Below are 16,297 nucleotides of genomic sequence, written 5' to 3' on the forward strand. Positions count from 1 at the left end.
TTTAAACGACGGAGGGCATCATTGGACTATTTTTGCCGAAACTCTTTTGGCGTTTGGTGAAAACAGCACGGTTTTATGTAAAGTCCCGTACTGCATTTATATCTTTAAAAAACGCCCGGCCTAAGGCCGGGCGTTTAGGGATATGCGTTCGTGGGGCGCAAAATTTGCGCCCGTACGTGCGCGAAATTTAATCCACGTATTCGCGTTTTCTGGGCTCAGAAATCCGGGCAGCGCTGGCGGCCTGGAGCTCCTCGATAGAATTCACCTGGATATTCTGGTATTTTCTGCGCCCGGTACCGGCAGGGATCAGGTGACCTACGATCACGTTTTCCTTCAGACCGGCCAGGTCGTCGCGCTTACCTTTAACGGCAGCTTCAGACAGTACCTTGGTAGTTTCCTGGAACGATGCGGCAGAAACGAACGACTCGGTACCCAGTGACGCCGTGGTAATCCCCTGCAGGATCACCTGCGATACCGCAGACTGTGCATCCCGTACGGTCATTTGTTTCTTGTCTTCGCGCTTCAGGCGGCCGTTTTCGTCCTTGAATTCACGGGTAGAGATGATCTGACCTGGTTTGTAGTTTTCAGATGCACCGGCATCTACTACCACCTTCTTGTCAAATATCTTGTCGTTTTCTTCACGGAACAGCCACTTGTCAACCGCCTGCATTTCCAGGAACATGGTATCTCCGGCATCGATCACGTCTACTTTCTGCATCATCTGGCGTACGATCACCTCAATGTGCTTGTCGGAGATCTTCACACCCTGCTGACGATACACGGCCTGGGTTTCGTTCACCAGGTATTCCTGCACCGCGGTAGGTCCTTTGATACGCAGGATATCGGCCGGTGTGATGGCACCGTCTGAAAGCGGCTCACCCGCACGGATAAAGTCACCTTCCTGCACCAGGATCAGCTTCGACAGGGATACCATGTATTTCATTTTGGTACCGTCTTTGGCCTCCACGAAAATCTCACGGTTACCCCGCTTGATGCTACCGTAAGAAACCACACCGTCGATCTCCGAAACCACGGCCGGGTTCGACGGGTTCCGGGCTTCGAACAGCTCGGTTACCCTTGGAAGACCACCGGTGATGTCGCGGTTCATGTTGATCGCTCTCGGTATCTTGGCCAGGATCTGTCCGGCTTTCACCTCCTGTCCGTTTTCCACCATCAGACGGGCACTTACAGGCAGGTTATATTCCTTGGTTTCATCTTCCAGCGACTTGATGATCAGGGCAGGGTTTTTCGCCCGGTCTTTGGAGTCGGTGATCACCTTATCGCGGAAACCGGTTTGCTCATCGGCTTCTTCGCGATACGTGATACCTTCTTCGATGGAGTCGTATTCCACTACCCCGTCAAATTCGGTCATGATCACGGCGTTAAACTGATCCCAGTTACACAGCGGCGCTCCTTTTTCCACGATCTCTCCGTCTTTTACCAACAGGGTAGAACCGTAAGGGATATTATTGGCAATCAGCAGCTGGTTAGTAGCCGGGTCAACGATCCGGATTTCCCCTCTACGACCGATCACAATCGTGCTCTCTTCGCCTTCCTTGTTAGTAAACGGCACTGTCCGTACATCTTCAAAGCTGATCTTACCGGCAAATTTCGCCTTCAGGTTCGCTTCTACCGATACGTTCATGGCTGTACCACCGGTGTGGAACGTACGCAGGGTCAGCTGTGTACCCGGCTCACCGATCGACTGCGATGCAATCACACCTACGGCTTCACCTACATCCACCATCCGGCCGGAGGCCAGGTTACGTCCGTAACACTTGGCACAAACCCCTACTTTGGTTTCGCAGGTCAGCGCTGAACGGATCTCGATGGTTTCTATTGACGTATTGTCTATTCTTTCTGCAATTTCCTCGGTGATCTCTTCTCCGGCGGCAATGATCAGCTCTTTGGTCAGCGGATCAATGATGTCGTGCACGGAAGTTCTACCCAGGATACGCTCTGAAAGCGGCTCGATGATGTCATCGTTTTCTTTCAGGGCAGATACGTTAATTCCTCTCAGGGTACCGCAGTCTTCTTCGTTCACCACCACATCCTGGGCCACATCGTGAAGACGACGGGTCAGGTAACCGGCATCGGCCGTTTTAAGGGCGGTATCGGCAAGACCTTTCCGGGCACCGTGGGTAGAGATGAAGTATTCCAGCACATCCAGACCTTCTTTAAAGTTGGAAAGGATCGGGTTTTCGATGATCTCACCCACAGAACCTGCAATGTTTTTCTGTGGTTTGGCCATCAGACCCCGCATACCGCCCAGCTGACGGATCTGCTCCTGAGAACCCCTTGCACCGGAGTGCATCATCATGTAAACCGGGTTAAAGCCCTGGCGATCGTTTTCCAGCTGACGAAGCAGCGTTTCTCTCAGGCGGGTGTTCACCCGGGTCCAGATGTCGATGATCTGGTTATAACGTTCCCGCTCGGTAATGATACCGAACATGTAGTTGTTCTGTACTTCTTCCACTTCTTCACGGGCGTTATCAATCAGTCCCTGCTTTTCTTCAGGAATCATGATATCACCCAGACCGATGGACAGACCACCACGGAAGGCCGACTGGAATCCAAGCTCCTTGATATCGTCCAGGAACTGCGCGGTACGGGCAAAGGATACTTCCTTAAATACCTTACCGATGATGCCCTGAAGCTTTTTCTTGGTCAGCAGCTCGTTGATATAACCTACTTTCTCCGGTACGAACTGGTTGAACAGCACCCTACCGGCTACGGTATCGATCATTTTCTCTACCAGCTCGCCGTTTTCATCTTTCACTTTGGTTTTCACCTTGATAAAGGCGTGCTTGGAAAGGCGGCCTTCGTTCAGGGCAATGATCACCTCTTCGGCGTTGTAGAATACTTTATCTTCACCGGCGATTGGCTCTTCCGGCGTAGAACGCTTGCCTTTGGTCACATAGTACAGACCCAGCACCATGTCCTGAGAAGGTACGGTAATAGGCGCCCCGTTAGCCGGGTTCAGGATGTTATGCGATGAAAGCATCAGGATAGACGCCTCCATGATGGCTTCCTGACCAAGCGGCACGTGAACGGCCATCTGGTCACCGTCAAAGTCAGCGTTAAAGGCCGTACACACCAGCGGGTGAAGCTGAATGGCTTTCCCTTCCACCAGCTTGGGCTGGAACGCCTGGATACCCAGACGGTGGAGTGTAGGAGCCCGGTTAAGCAGCACAGGGTGGCCTTTCAGTACGTTTTCCAGGATATCCCAGATCACGGCGTCTTTCCGGTCTACTATTTTCTTGGCTGATTTTACAGTTTTAACAATACCTCTTTCGATCAGCTTACGGATAATAAACGGCTTGAAGAGCTCGGCGGCCATATCTTTTGGCAGACCACATTCGTGCAGCTTCAGCTCAGGGCCTACCACGATCACCGAACGGCCGGAGTAGTCTACCCTTTTACCCAGCAGGTTCTGACGGAAACGTCCCTGCTTTCCTTTCAGCATATCGGAAAGCGATTTCAGGGCGCGGTTACCGTCTGATCTTACCGCGTTCACTTTTCTTGAGTTATCAAACAGCGAGTCTACCGCTTCCTGGAGCATCCGCTTCTCGTTTCTCAGGATCACCTCAGGTGCCTTGATCTCCAGCAGTCTTTTCAGACGGTTGTTCCGGATGATCACTCTTCTGTACAGGTCGTTCAGGTCAGAGGTAGCAAAACGGCCGCCATCCAACGGAACCAAAGGACGAAGCTCAGGCGGGATCACCGGTACCATACGGATCACCATCCATTCCGGATTGTTCTCGATACGGGTTTTGGCATCGCGGAAAGATTCCACTACTTTCAGGCGCTTGAGGGCTTCGGCTTTTCTCTGCTGCGAGTTATCGGTAGCGGCCTGGTGACGCAGCTCATACGAGAGCTCATCCAGCTTCAGCCTTGACAACAGCATATAGAGCGCCTCGGCTCCCATTTTAGCGATGAATTTCTGCGGATCTTCATCCGGAAGCATCTGGTTTTCTCTTGGCAGCTTATCCAATACATCCAGGTATTCTTCTTCTGTCAGGAAGTCCATCTGGGCCAGTCCGTCATCGGCTTTGATTCCCGGCTGGATTACCACGTAGCGTTCGTAGTAGATCACCTGGTCCAGCTTTTTGGAAGACAGACCGAGCAGGTAACCTATTTTGTTGGGAAGCGACTTGAAGTACCAGATATGCGCCACGGGTACCACCAGCTCAATGTGGCCCATACGCTCCCGGCGAACTTTCTTCTCGGTCACTTCCACACCGCAACGGTCGCAGATGATGCCTTTGTACCGGATTCTTTTATACTTACCGCAGTGACATTCCCAGTCTTTTACCGGCCCGAAGATCCGCTCACAGAACAGGCCGCCCATTTCGGGCTTGTAGGTTCTGTAGTTGATGGTTTCGGGCTGGGTAACCTCCCCATAAGAGCCCTCCAGGATGGATTCCGGAGAGGCCAGGCTTATGGTTATGCTGTTAAAGTCACTGTTCAGCTTTTTATTTTTCTTTAATGACATTTTCTATGCTCTGTTTGAAAATGATTATAATTAATTAAGAGTGATCTCCAATGCAAGTCCTCTCAGTTCATGCACCAGTACGTTAAACGATTCCGGGATGCTGGCTTTCGGCAGGTTCTCGCCTTTCACGATGGCCTCGTATGCTTTGGCTCTTCCCAGTACGTCATCCGACTTCAGGGTCAGGATCTCACGAAGCACATGCGATGCACCGAAGGCTTCCAGTGCCCACACCTCCATTTCTCCGAAACGCTGACCACCGAACTGCGCTTTACCACCCAGCGGCTGCTGTGTAATGAGCGAGTAAGGTCCGATAGAACGGGCGTGCATTTTGTCGTCTACCAGGTGACCCAGCTTCAGCATGTACATGATACCCACGGTAGTCGGCTGGTCAAAACGCTCACCGGTCAGACCGTTGTACAGGTAAGTACGGCCAAATTCTGCCAGGCCGGCTTCTTTCAGCTCGGCATCCACTTCTGCACTTGAAGCACCGTCAAAGATGGGAGTAGCATACTTGCGGCCCAGCTTTTTACCGGCCCAGCCAAGACATACCTCGTACAGCTGCCCGATGTTCATCCGGGAAGGTACCCCCAGTGGGTTCAGCACGATGTCCATGGTGCTACCGTCTTCCAGGAACGGCATGTCTTCGTCTCTTACGATCCGGGCTACCACCCCTTTGTTACCGTGACGACCCGCCATCTTATCACCCACTTTCAGCTTACGCTTCTTGGCGATATACACTTTGGCCAGCTTCACGATACCGGCAGGCAGCTCATCGCCCACTTCCAGTACAAATTTCTCTCTCTTGAAAACCCCGATGATTTCAGAACGACGGGTGAGGTAGTTTTTCACCAGAGATACCAGCATGCTGTTGGTCTCCGCATCATTGGTCCAGCCTTCCAGGATGATATCGCCAAGCAGGTTGGCTTCTTCCGGTACGTTATAGGTACTTTCGTCCACAAACGGGTTCTTGTCCGGGAAAAGGTTATTCGAGATATTGGATTTGTTGAACTTCACTCCTTTCGAGATCAGCTCTTCACCAAACTTATGTTTTACACCGTTCGATGTTTTACCATCGAGAAGCGTCACCATCTTGTCGATCATCACTTCTTTCAGCGCAGAAAGATCTTTACTGTGCTTCACCATCAGGCGCTTCACTTCTTCCTTGTGCTTCACTCTTTCTTCTTTCGAAGGACGGGAGAACAGCTTGGTGTCAATGATTACCCCTCTTAACGACGGCGGTGCTTTTTTGGAAGCATCTTTCACATCACCGGCTTTGTCACCGAAGATGGCCCGCAGCAGCTTTTCTTCCGGCGTAGGATCGGATTCTCCTTTAGGTGTGATCTTACCGATCAGGATGTCGCCTTCCTTGATGTGGGTACCGGTTCTTACGATACCGTTCTCATCCAGGTTTTTCACGGCTTCTTCCGATACGTTCGGGATTTCAGAGGTCAGCTCTTCTTCCCCGCGCTTGGTATCGCGAACTTCCAGGTCAAACTCCTCAATGTGGATAGACGTAAAGATATCTTCGCGTACCACACGCTCAGAGATCACGATGGCATCCTCAAAGTTATATCCCTGCCATGGCATGAAGGCCACCTGCAGGTTACGTCCCAGGGCCAGCTCGCCACCTTGTGTAGCGTAACCTTCCACCAGGATCTGTCCTTTTTTCACACGCTGTCCTTTCAGAACAATCGGGCGCAGGTTAATGCAGGTATCCTGGTTGGTTCTGCGGAACTTGATCAGGTTATAGGTGGTGAAGTTGGTATCAAAGCTTACCAGCTTCTGGTTGTCTGTCCAGTCGTAGTTCACCACGATCTTCTCGGCATCCACGTAGTCGATCACCCCGTCTCCTTCGGCCACGATCAGCGTTCTGGAATCACGGGCCAGCTTACCTTCCAGCCCGGTACCTACAATAGGCGCTTCGGGGCGCAGCAGAGGCACGGCCTGGCGCTGCATGTTTGATCCCATCAGGGCCCGGTTGGCATCATCGTGCTCCAGGAACGGAATCATGGAAGCGGCAATGGATACGATCTGGTTAGGAGCAATATCCATATATTCGATCTCATCCGGCGCCTTCATCGGGAAGTCGCCTTCGTAACGGCATTTCAGCAGGTCTACGGTGAAGGTTCCGTTATCTTTCACGTCAGCAGTAGCCATGGCAATGTTCTTGCCGTCTTCTTCTTCCGCGGTCAGGTATTCGATGTCGCCGGTCAGCTTACCGTTTTCAATTTTATTGTACGGTGTTTCGATAAAGCCCATCGAGTTGATCTTCGCATAGGTACACAGCGAGGAAATCAGACCGATGTTCGGACCTTCAGGTGTTTCAATGGTACACAGACGACCGTAGTGGGTGTAGTGAACGTCACGCACCTCAAAACCGGCTCTCTCGCGGGAAAGACCGCCGGGTCCCAGGGCCGAAAGACGACGCTTGTGCGTGATCTCTGCCAGCGGGTTGGTCTGGTCCATGAACTGCGAAAGCTGGTTGGTTCCGAAGAACGAGTTGATCACCGAAGACAGCGTACGGGCGTTGATGAGGTCTACCGGCTTGAAGTCTTCGTTATCGCGAACGTTCATTCTTTCTTTGATGGTCCGGGCCATACGGGCCAGACCCACGCCGAACTGGCCGGAGAGCTGCTCGCCTACGGTACGCACACGACGGTTCGACAGGTGGTCAATATCATCCACCACAGCCTTGGAGTTGATCAGCCCGATCAGGTACTTCACGATAGAGATAATGTCTTCTTTCGAAAGTACGCGGGTTTCGAGCGGCGTATCCAGGTTCAGCTTGGTGTTCACCCGGTAACGGCCCACTTCTCCGAGGTCATAACGCTTATCGGAGAAGAACAGCCCCTGGATGATCTCCCGTGCGGTAGCTTCATCCGGCGCCTCGGTGTTACGAAGCTGACGGTAGATCTGCTCTACGGCTTCTTTTTCCGAGTTAGAGCTGTCTTTCTGCAGCGTGTTATAGATAATGTTGTATTCGGATACGTTGGCGTCTTCCCGGTGAAGAATTACCGATTTCAATTCGGTTTCGAGAATCAGCTCAATATCATTTTCCGTAATCAGGGAATCTCTTTCCAGCAGTACTTCGTTCCGGTCAATGGATACTACCTCGCCGGTATCTTCGTCCACGAAGTCTTCCGTCCAGGTTTTCAGCACCCTTGCGGCCAGTCTTCTGCCCACTACCTTTTTCAGGTTTTCGCGGGTAGCCTGGATTTCTTCGGAAAGACCGAACAGGTCAAGGATTTCTTTATCGGTACCGAAACCAATAGAACGCAGCAGCGTGGTTACGGGGAATTTCTTCTTCCGGTCGATGTACGCATACATCACGTTATTGACGTCGGTAGAGAACTCGATCCAGGATCCTTTCATCGGGATCACCCGGGCCGAATAAAGCTTCGTGCCGTTGGTATGCTTGCTCATGGAGAAGAAAACACCCGGAGAACGGTGCAGCTGGGATACGATCACCCTTTCTGCTCCGTTGATCACGAAAGACCCCCTGGAGGTCATATAAGGAATGTTTCCTAAGAATACTTCCTGCTCTATAGTTTCGAAATCTTCATTGTCAGCGTCATTACAGGTCAGCTTCAATTTGGCTTTTAATGGCACTGAATACGTTAAACCTCTGTCGATACATTCATCTACAGAGTACTTGGGCTGGTCTATGGTGTAATCCACAAACTCAAGCACATAGTTCTCGCGCGAGTCGGCAATCGGGAAGTTATCCATAAAGGTCTGATACAGGCCTTCTGCCCTGCGGCTTTCAGCGGGTGTATCGATCTGGAAAAACTCGGTGAATGATTGCAACTGGATATCCAGGAAATCGGGATATTCCAACGCGGGCTGAACACTTGCAAAGGACTTCCTTCCGGTTTCTGTCAATTTCAAGGTTTTAAATTGTTTTAAGTGATTAAAGAACTTGTCGGCAGTCAGAAACTACCCGAAAAAAATCGCAGTGAGGACCCCTTTTCATCTGCCCCTACGAAAGGCGGAAGTGTCTCGGGCAAGTCAGTGAAAGTGAAAAGTGAACAGTTACTGGTAAACAACTAAAACGGTGAACAGTTTGCTGCTGACTCTGAAGTTGTTGGGTACGCTACCAGGCTGTTGTCTTCTTACTTTGCACCAAAAGAGTGCAAAATTAATAAAATTTTCGTAGATATGCAAATTATGGGCCTAAATTTCTAAACAGACACAGAATTTTTTCCTGCATCATCTTATAAACGTTTAAAAGGGGGTATTTCGCATTAAAATGGGATTAGAATATCAGCAGGGGGCATCTTTTTGTCTGAGCGGCCGGCAGAACAATGGCGGGGCCCTGGTTTACGGGATCAGCTTTTGATGCGCATATCGTAACAGAACTCCTGTACTTCCAGCAGCCGGAAGGCCTTTCCTGCGGCAGAAGGGTTCAGCAGGTAGTTGTATTCTGCAGGAATGACCACAGAAGGTACCCGGATCACGGAAATGTTATCGTGCAGGAGCCCGCTGCCCAGGTCTTTGGCAGAAAGCGGTGCAGGAACTGCCGCCCAGTCGGCCGGAAGCTCCCGGGGGTGATAAACAGACTGATCTTCTATTTCAAAAACCGCCAGGCTCAGGTGGCGGGGCACAAACGCCACATTTACATTGACCGAATATTCGAGCACGGCCAGCGAGGCGCTGCCAGCCGTATAAATACAAGGTACGTTGATGTGATTCCAGCGGCCGCCAAAAAGCCTGGCGCCTGTACCGGTGAGATCATGGGCGTATTCGGTTTTACTGATGCGGTAAACTTTCATAGATGAAACAGGCCCCGAAGGGGTCAAATGTTTATAGCCCGTGATATCATTACGTTTCCTATGCGACCCCTTCGGGGTCGAATGGGTCTTTTGTAATCCGTATGGCTATAAATATTCGAATCCTTCGGATTCCGGATTAGCTGTATAATTTTATATTCTTCCAAAATTTATCCATAGCCATCTGCCTGACACCGTTAATTAAAAGGTTAGTGAACGTTATGAATATACACCGTAGGCAATACGCCCGATGAGGCTCTTGACCTCTTCGCGACCGTAAAGGCTATCGGTGATGCTCAGCGGGGTAAGCCCGCCCAGGGCCTGGTTAGGGGCCTGCATCCATTGGTTAAAGGCTTCTGTGTCTTCAAATACCTCATACCCGTAGGCGTACAGGTCTGCCAGGGAGACGATCCTTTCACTCAGCGGCGTGTTAAACTTCTCCTCTCCTTTCTTATTAATGAGGGTGGCCCGGGTAACGGCCAAAGCCCCGGCCAGGTCATCATAACCCAGGGCGGTAGCTTTCTTGAACTGCTCCAGGTAGTTTTTAGACACCCCTTTTTTACTGATCTGCATCTTTTGCAGAGGTGTCATACCGCTCAGGGACAGCGGCCGGCCGGCGGCCATATACATGGTGGGGGCTTCACCCACGAAGCCACCGTATGGATCTGCAGAAGGGATGTTGTAGGGTTTAGGCGTTTTCATATGAGTATACTTTTTTACTTTTACATAAGCAAATTTATACTATTATTTTCGAATAATCAAATCATTCTCCTGTTTTTTTATTTTAGCTGTGAACTCACCCGTCATGGCTATCTCGTTTGCCTGAAATCAATTGCAGGATTACGACCACAAAAAAAGCACCGCCCTTCCGGACGGTGCCTTTTGTCTTCGCTAAGCGCCAATTATTTGATTTCCACTTCAGCACCGGCTTCTTCCAGTTGCTTTTTAAGGGCATCAGCCTCATCTTTAGCGATACCTTCTTTCAGAGGCTTCGGAGCTGAATCAACTACTTCTTTCGCTTCTTTCAGGCCAAGACCGGTCAGGTCTTTAACCAGTTTCACTACCTGAAGTTTGTTAGCACCACCTGATTTCAGGATCACATCAAATGAAGTTTTTTCTTCTGCAGCAGGAGCTTCCCCGCCAGCAGCAGGACCAGCTACCATTACTGCACCTGCAGCAGCAGGCTCGATACCGTACTCATCCTTAAGGATAGCAGCCAGTTCATTTACTTCTTTAACTGTTAAGTTTACTAATTGCTCGGCGAACGCTTTAATATCTGCCATTTTTATAAAAATTTAGATAGTTTAAAATGAATAAATTGGGGCTTACCCCGGTTAAAAAATTAATTTCAGGCGGCTTCTTTCTCTGAAAGAGTTTTAAGAATACCTGCCAGGTTTTGACCACCGCTCTGCAATGCACCCAGTACATTTTTCGCAGGAGACTGCAGCAGTCCGATTACTTCGCCAACCATTTCGGCTTTCGACTTCAGTTTCGAGAGGGCTTCCAGCTGGTCGTGACCAATAAACAGCCCGCCGTCTACCGACGCTCCTTTCAGCTTAATCGACTCTTTGTTGTCCTTCAGGAACTCTTTGATCAGGGTAGCTGCTGCCTTTCCGCTTTCCGGATGGAACATGATCCCTGAGAATCCTTTCAGAACCGACTCGTTGAACGACGTGTAATCTGTGTCGAGGCTTGCAAGAGCTTTCTCAATCAGCGTATTTTTTACTACCACATACTCTATACCGTTTTCAAAACACTTGCGTCTTAACTGGTTGGTTTTGGCCACCGAAAGACCGCTAGCGTCTGTAATATAGAAGTAAGGGTTGGCAGCAAACTTTTCGCTCAGCTCCTGAATGATAAGTGCTTTCTCTTCTCTTGTCATGATTACAGTCCTATAATTGTTGATTTATCAATCTGAATACCAGGACTCATTGTACTGGACAATGAAATACCCTTTACGTACGTACCTTTCGCCGATGAAGGCTTAAGTTTGATCAAAGTCTGAACCAGCTCGTTAGCATTTTCAGCGATTTTCTTGGCATCGAAAGATACTTTACCGATACCGGCGTGAATGATCCCCGTTTTATCTACTTTAAAGTCGATTTTACCGGCTTTCACTTCCTGCACCGCTTTTGCCACGTCAAGCGTTACTGTTCCTGACTTAGGGTTAGGCATCAGACCACGGGGGCCCAGTACTTTACCCAGTCTACCCAGCTTCGCCATTACGGTAGGCATGGTAATGATCACGTCAATGTCGGTCCATCCTTCTTTTTCGATCTTCTGAATGTAATCGTCCAGACCTACGTGGTCAGCACCTGCTGCTTTGGCTTCTTCGGCTTTATCAGGCGTACAAAGTACGAGTACTCTTACCTGCTTACCGGTACCGTGCGGCAATGCTACAACACCACGAACCATCTGGTCCGCTTTACGGGGGTCTACACCTAATCTTACGTCGATATCAATCGAAGCGTCAAATTTGGTATACGAGATTTGTTTCAGAATACCTGCGGCTTCTTCCAGGCTGTACGATTTCTCGCTGTCAAACTTGGTAAGGGCCTCTTTTCTTTTTTTGCTTATTCTAGCCATAAATTTGGTAATTAACGTTCCGATTCAAGACCGAAACTCCCATTGATTTGTTTAAATTAAAACGGCCTGTCTCCTGTAATGTTCAGACCCATGTTATTGGCTGTACCTTCTACCATTCTCATGGCAGCCTCAACGGTAAAGCAGTTCAGGTCAGGCATTTTGGTTTCGGCAATTGTTTTTACCTGGTCCCAGCTAACCGAACCTACCTTGTTCCGGTTAGGCTGGTCTGATCCTTTCTTTGCTTTTGATGCATCCAATAAAAGTACTGCAGTAGGAGGGGTTTTGATAACGAAATCAAATGATTTGTCTGTGTAGTATGTAATCAACACAGGAACCACCTGTCCCATTTTATCCTGGGTTCTGGCATTAAACTGCTTGCAGAACTCCATGATGTTAATACCCTTAGAACCTAAAGCAGGACCGATAGGAGGTGCAGGGTTTGCCTGTCCGCCTTTGGCCTGAAGTTTTAAGTAGCCTGCGATTTCTTTCGCCATTTTTCTTGAAATTTTAAGATTTGAGAAATACGAACTAACGAACTCAGTCCCGCGCAGGCCCTTCCTAAGTCACAATCAGAAAGCGTCATCAGGATGATCATTCGATTCTCCAAAGTTTATCCTGCACTCTCAGGGGAAGCGTAACCTGCTGAAAACAGGTCAAGAGGACAAGAAAAACTTCGCCAAAGCAGACTCATCGCCTAAAATGGACTGCAAAGGTAGGGAGTTACTTTTTTATAAACAAATGATTTTGAGAAATTTATTATGGACTTACCCTTTCGGATAATAGTACTCTTGTTTTTTGCTAATCTCTTTAAGGATGTCTTTTACATTCTCTTCTATTTCCGGCGGCATTTTGATCGTATTTTTATCATTTAATAGATATAGCACAGTATAAAACAGGGGTTTGTACTTTTCTTTGGCTTCTGTATTACCCTCAAAGTACTCATGGACAAGCACGCTTTGATGGTGAACTAGTAAATGAACCAGTATATAATGAGAAATCCATTGGTCTTGAAGTTCATTATATTTTTCTTTGAACTGTTCTATTTTCCCGAGATACAAATAATAAACTAAAATATCATCTTTAAAAATGGAAACATCATAGCTGTCTAAGTGCTTTTGTAATGACATAGTATCATTTATCATGTAATAAAACTTAGCTAGATTGTCCAAAGCATCTATATCCCCTTTCTCGATAGCCTTCAAAAAATATTTCTCACATAAATTGCATTCCCCTTGGACATAATAGTGAATCGCTAGATTATTTAATGCTTTCACCTCTCCTTTATTAATAGCTAATAGATAATACTTTTCTGTTAAATCGTATTCCCCTAGTTCACTGTAAAGATTAGCCAAATTAAACAAAGCCTGCACATCACCTTTTTCGATGGCAGACAGATAATACTTTTCTGATAAATCATACTTCCCTTGGGCATAATAAAGAACCGCCAAATTAAATAACCCCTTTATCTCTCCTTTTTCAATCGTTGATAAAAAATATTTTTCTGACAAGTCAAATTTCCCTTGTTCTCTGTAAAGAATAGCAAGGTTATTTACAGCACCTACATGCCCTATTTCAATGGCTAATAGGTAATATTTTTGTGATACATCAAATTGTTCTTGATTAAAATAACAATTACCTAACAAAAAAAACTTTTCGCCTTCATCAATGTCTGATATTTTTAACAATTCTATCGCTCTCTCATAATCTTTATTTTCAAAGGCAATTCCAATACTTTTGTCAAAATCTTCAAAGATAATTGCCAAATCTTCGTTCGTGATTTTAGCCTCGTATTTTCTTAACCCCAATACCAAATCCTGCTTGCTTTCTGATTCTATTACTTTGCTTTTGAGTAAGGCATAGCCTAAAGACTCTGCAAAGTCAGAGTTCAATTGCTTTTTTAACAACAAACCCGAAAACTCTTTTGTCAGCCCTTCCAGTTCTGTTTTATCATACCAGCTTTCCAGAAAACTACATAAAGCTTTAGCCTCATATCTCTGTTGTAGCCCTCCTTGGGTCATGTTTAACCAAAGGTTAAAAAATCGTTCTTCTAGTCTATAATACAGGTTTTTAGTTTCACCTTTTATTTTCTCCACAAACCTAAGACCTACCAGTTGATTTAAAATGGCAGAAATAAGTTTGCTTTCCATTTTACATTTATCCACCAATTCTTCTACGGAAGCCGCATCCCAATTGAAGGCTAACTCGGTTACCACTTTCCTTTGAGAAGGAGATAAACCCGATAACCTTTCCTGATAAATTGGTGTAGCATTGTCCACTACTCTCTGTAAATATTGATAGCCGTTTTGTTCTTTTCTATCCAGAAGCATATCGATAAAAATAAGCATAGTGCGGGGTAACCCGTCTGTTAGCATACGAATACTTTGTATTTTGCCCGGATATAGTTTCAGGTAGTCTTTTATTTCAGAAAGCCCTTTTTTTTCACTCCAAAACTGTAAAAGCAATTCTATTTCGGGAAGAGACAGGGGTTCCAGCCTTTTAATAGTAAAATACTCATAAAACGGCATGTCGTATCGCCAAAAATGTTCTGACATTACCGTACTACCACCTATAATCCTGATTTCTTTGAAGTTCATGAGCAACTCTCTAAACAGAGCCACATCTTCTCCGATATTATCAAAAATACGGTCAATATTATCTATTAAAAGAATCAGCCTTTTGTTCCGGCTTCTTAATGCGTTTATGATAAGCGCGTGCAGGTCTTTACTATAGGTTTTCAGATTTTCTTTATATAGCCGAAAATCCGGCTCTTGTATAGAGTAGCCTTGTGAGTTGAGGTCACGGATAACATAGTCCCAAAGGTCAAAAAAGCGGTAAACCCCCGACTGCTCCTCACTGAGGTTTACTACCTCATAGCGCAAAGAAAGTGAGTCGCTATGAAGAATACCCGCCTGAATACGTCTTAACAACGTGGACTTTCCACTTCCTCTCCTCCCTACAAAAACCAAGTGCGAAAACGAATCTCCTTCTTTCGCAGATTGGATAGAATTGATTGTATCTTCATATTCTTTTTTACGGACTATAAAGTTTTCAACCACTTCGTCCATCGACTGGTTAGCATTTTGATATCTGATCACGTAATCTTTCATAGTAATTTCGGGTGTCTGTTTTTCCACCAATCTCTTAGTAACGGGGAATTAAATCTGTATCTTCCGCCTTCTTCAAAAAGATAGCCGTCTGCTACAAGTATATCATCCAGGTCTTTTTTAAACTCTAAGTCGTTTTGATGCTTTTTCGAAATATTAAAAATCTCCTGGATGGTTAACGTGTTTTGATAAGCACATTCTCTCAATACCTCCAGTAAAAAGGGATATTTTTCCGGGAAATACTTCGATAACCTGGAATCCCAATCGGTAAAACGTTCGTTTTTTTGCAAAAGCCTGCTATACGCTTTATCTATTGTACGACTATCCAGGTGCGGGATTTCATCTTCTTCTAAAAGTTCATCGCACTCCTCCACCAATAATTGAATAAAATAAGGAATATGATGTCCCATTTTGTTTAACAAGTAGGCCTCAGCCTGCGCATCCACCTGCATGGTGGCACCTTTAGTAAGTTGCCTCAAAAGCTCTTTTGCCTCTTGGTCATTTAATGCATAGAGATATTCTTTATGCAGATTATTGACCCTATCATCTCTCCCGGTGATTTTCTTAACAATGTGAGAAAGCCCCACGGACCCTAATAGCACCAAAATAAAATTCCTCTTAAATTTTTCATCGTCCAAAGACCTTATATCTGCCAGGAGCTTTTCTGCTGCGGCTTCTCCCTCATGCTTAAATATATTCCAAACCACATCGGGAAACTCATCCAGAAACAAAACCACCTTTACTTCGGTCTCCTTTACTTTTTCCAGCAGGTTGAAAAATTGTTCTCTATAATCAATCTCTACCGTATCAATAGAAACTCCGTCTTTAGATACTTTCGTGATTTTGATTCCCTTCACAAACTCCCTCAACGAACTTGTTGTTTTTGAATAAATATCCAGAGACTCTTTAATCATATCGCACATTCTTTTATAAAAAATGGGGATAGAGTTATCGGATTGGATATTCTGCCATATACATGCATAACCTTCAGGAGCTGTACGAGCCATTTCGATTACGATCGAACTTTTGCCCACTCTTCTTGGGGCCAGAAAAAGCACATGGTGATTATCCATGATTTTCCGCCATATTCTCCTTTCTACTTTATCTCTTTTGAAGTATTTCGAGCCCTCTGCTGTAGGCCCGGTAATTGTGTTTGCTCTTTTCCAGCTCATCTTTGACAAGGATTTTATTGTCAAAGGTAAAAAACAATGTTTTCATTGTCAAACTGTGTTGACAATATTTTTGTTGTCTGTGATTTATTGAAGTTATTATACTAAGAAAAGTCAGTTTCTCTCCTGTGTATTATCATATTTCTTCCCTGAAAATAGCTATTTCTTTGCAGC

At 46.6% G+C, this 16,297-nt stretch carries 10 protein-coding genes; all 10 read right to left on the reverse strand.

The window, feature by feature from the left end; all coding sequences use genetic code 11:
- Window positions 1-187: 187 nt before the first annotated feature.
- A complete protein-coding gene (gene rpoC / locus AB2U10_RS09425) occupies window positions 188-4,495 on the reverse strand; it encodes a DNA-directed RNA polymerase subunit beta' (RefSeq protein WP_367913841.1) in 4,308 nt (1,435 codons plus the stop codon).
- A gap of 30 nt (window positions 4,496-4,525) precedes the next feature.
- On the reverse strand, window positions 4,526-8,383 hold the full coding sequence (gene rpoB / locus AB2U10_RS09430) for a DNA-directed RNA polymerase subunit beta (protein WP_367913842.1): 3,858 nt from the start codon (window positions 8,381-8,383) through the stop codon (window positions 4,526-4,528).
- A 440-nt stretch (window positions 8,384-8,823) separates the two neighbouring features.
- Entirely contained in the window at window positions 8,824-9,267 is a 444-nt protein-coding gene (locus tag AB2U10_RS09435) for an RES family NAD+ phosphorylase (RefSeq protein ID WP_367913843.1), read from the reverse strand.
- Window positions 9,268-9,483: 216 nt separating this feature from the next.
- Window positions 9,484-9,966, reverse strand: coding sequence for an Xre family toxin-antitoxin system antitoxin (locus tag AB2U10_RS09440; RefSeq protein ID WP_367913844.1), 483 nt, complete (start codon window positions 9,964-9,966; stop codon window positions 9,484-9,486).
- A gap of 200 nt (window positions 9,967-10,166) precedes the next feature.
- Window positions 10,167-10,547 (reverse strand): 50S ribosomal protein L7/L12, encoded by a 381-nt coding sequence (gene rplL / locus AB2U10_RS09445; RefSeq protein WP_367913845.1) that lies wholly within the window; start codon window positions 10,545-10,547, stop codon window positions 10,167-10,169.
- Between the two features lie 65 nt (window positions 10,548-10,612).
- Entirely contained in the window at window positions 10,613-11,146 is a 534-nt protein-coding gene (gene rplJ, locus AB2U10_RS09450; protein WP_367913846.1) for a 50S ribosomal protein L10, read from the reverse strand.
- 2 nt (window positions 11,147-11,148) lie between these two features.
- Window positions 11,149-11,850, reverse strand: coding sequence for a 50S ribosomal protein L1 (gene rplA / locus AB2U10_RS09455; protein WP_367913847.1), 702 nt, complete (start codon window positions 11,848-11,850; stop codon window positions 11,149-11,151).
- A gap of 56 nt (window positions 11,851-11,906) precedes the next feature.
- Window positions 11,907-12,344, reverse strand: a complete 438-nt coding sequence (gene rplK / locus AB2U10_RS09460) for a 50S ribosomal protein L11 (protein ID WP_367913848.1) — start codon at window positions 12,342-12,344, stop codon at window positions 11,907-11,909.
- 270 nt (window positions 12,345-12,614) lie between these two features.
- A complete protein-coding gene (locus AB2U10_RS09465; RefSeq protein ID WP_367913849.1) occupies window positions 12,615-14,957 on the reverse strand; it encodes a tetratricopeptide repeat protein in 2,343 nt (780 codons plus the stop codon).
- On the reverse strand, window positions 14,954-16,126 hold the full coding sequence (locus tag AB2U10_RS09470; protein WP_367913850.1) for a hypothetical protein: 1,173 nt from the start codon (window positions 16,124-16,126) through the stop codon (window positions 14,954-14,956). The genes AB2U10_RS09465 and AB2U10_RS09470 overlap by 4 nt, the downstream gene beginning before the upstream one ends.
- Window positions 16,127-16,297: the final 171 nt, after the last annotated feature.

Source organism: Leadbetterella sp. DM7, assembly GCF_040829825.2.
In the GTDB taxonomy this organism is placed as follows: domain Bacteria; phylum Bacteroidota; class Bacteroidia; order Cytophagales; family Spirosomataceae; genus Leadbetterella.

Bases quoted from the DNA above. Each gene is read 5' to 3' on its own strand.
- rplA (WP_367913847.1), bottom strand. From the start codon at position 11,850: ATGGCTAGAATAAGCAAAAAAAGAAAAGAGGCCCTTACCAAGTTTGAC.
- AB2U10_RS09440 (WP_367913844.1), bottom strand. From the start codon at position 9,966: ATGAAAACGCCTAAACCCTACAACATCCCTTCTGCAGATCCATACGGT.
- AB2U10_RS09435 (WP_367913843.1), bottom strand. From the start codon at position 9,267: ATGAAAGTTTACCGCATCAGTAAAACCGAATACGCCCATGATCTCACC.
- rplK (WP_367913848.1), bottom strand. From the start codon at position 12,344: ATGGCGAAAGAAATCGCAGGCTACTTAAAACTTCAGGCCAAAGGCGGA.
- AB2U10_RS09465 (WP_367913849.1), bottom strand. From the start codon at position 14,957: ATGAAAGATTACGTGATCAGATATCAAAATGCTAACCAGTCGATGGAC.
- rplJ (WP_367913846.1), bottom strand. From the start codon at position 11,146: ATGACAAGAGAAGAGAAAGCACTTATCATTCAGGAGCTGAGCGAAAAG.
- AB2U10_RS09470 (WP_367913850.1), bottom strand. From the start codon at position 16,126: ATGAGCTGGAAAAGAGCAAACACAATTACCGGGCCTACAGCAGAGGGC.
- rplL (WP_367913845.1), bottom strand. From the start codon at position 10,547: ATGGCAGATATTAAAGCGTTCGCCGAGCAATTAGTAAACTTAACAGTT.
- rpoC (WP_367913841.1), bottom strand. From the start codon at position 4,495: ATGTCATTAAAGAAAAATAAAAAGCTGAACAGTGACTTTAACAGCATA.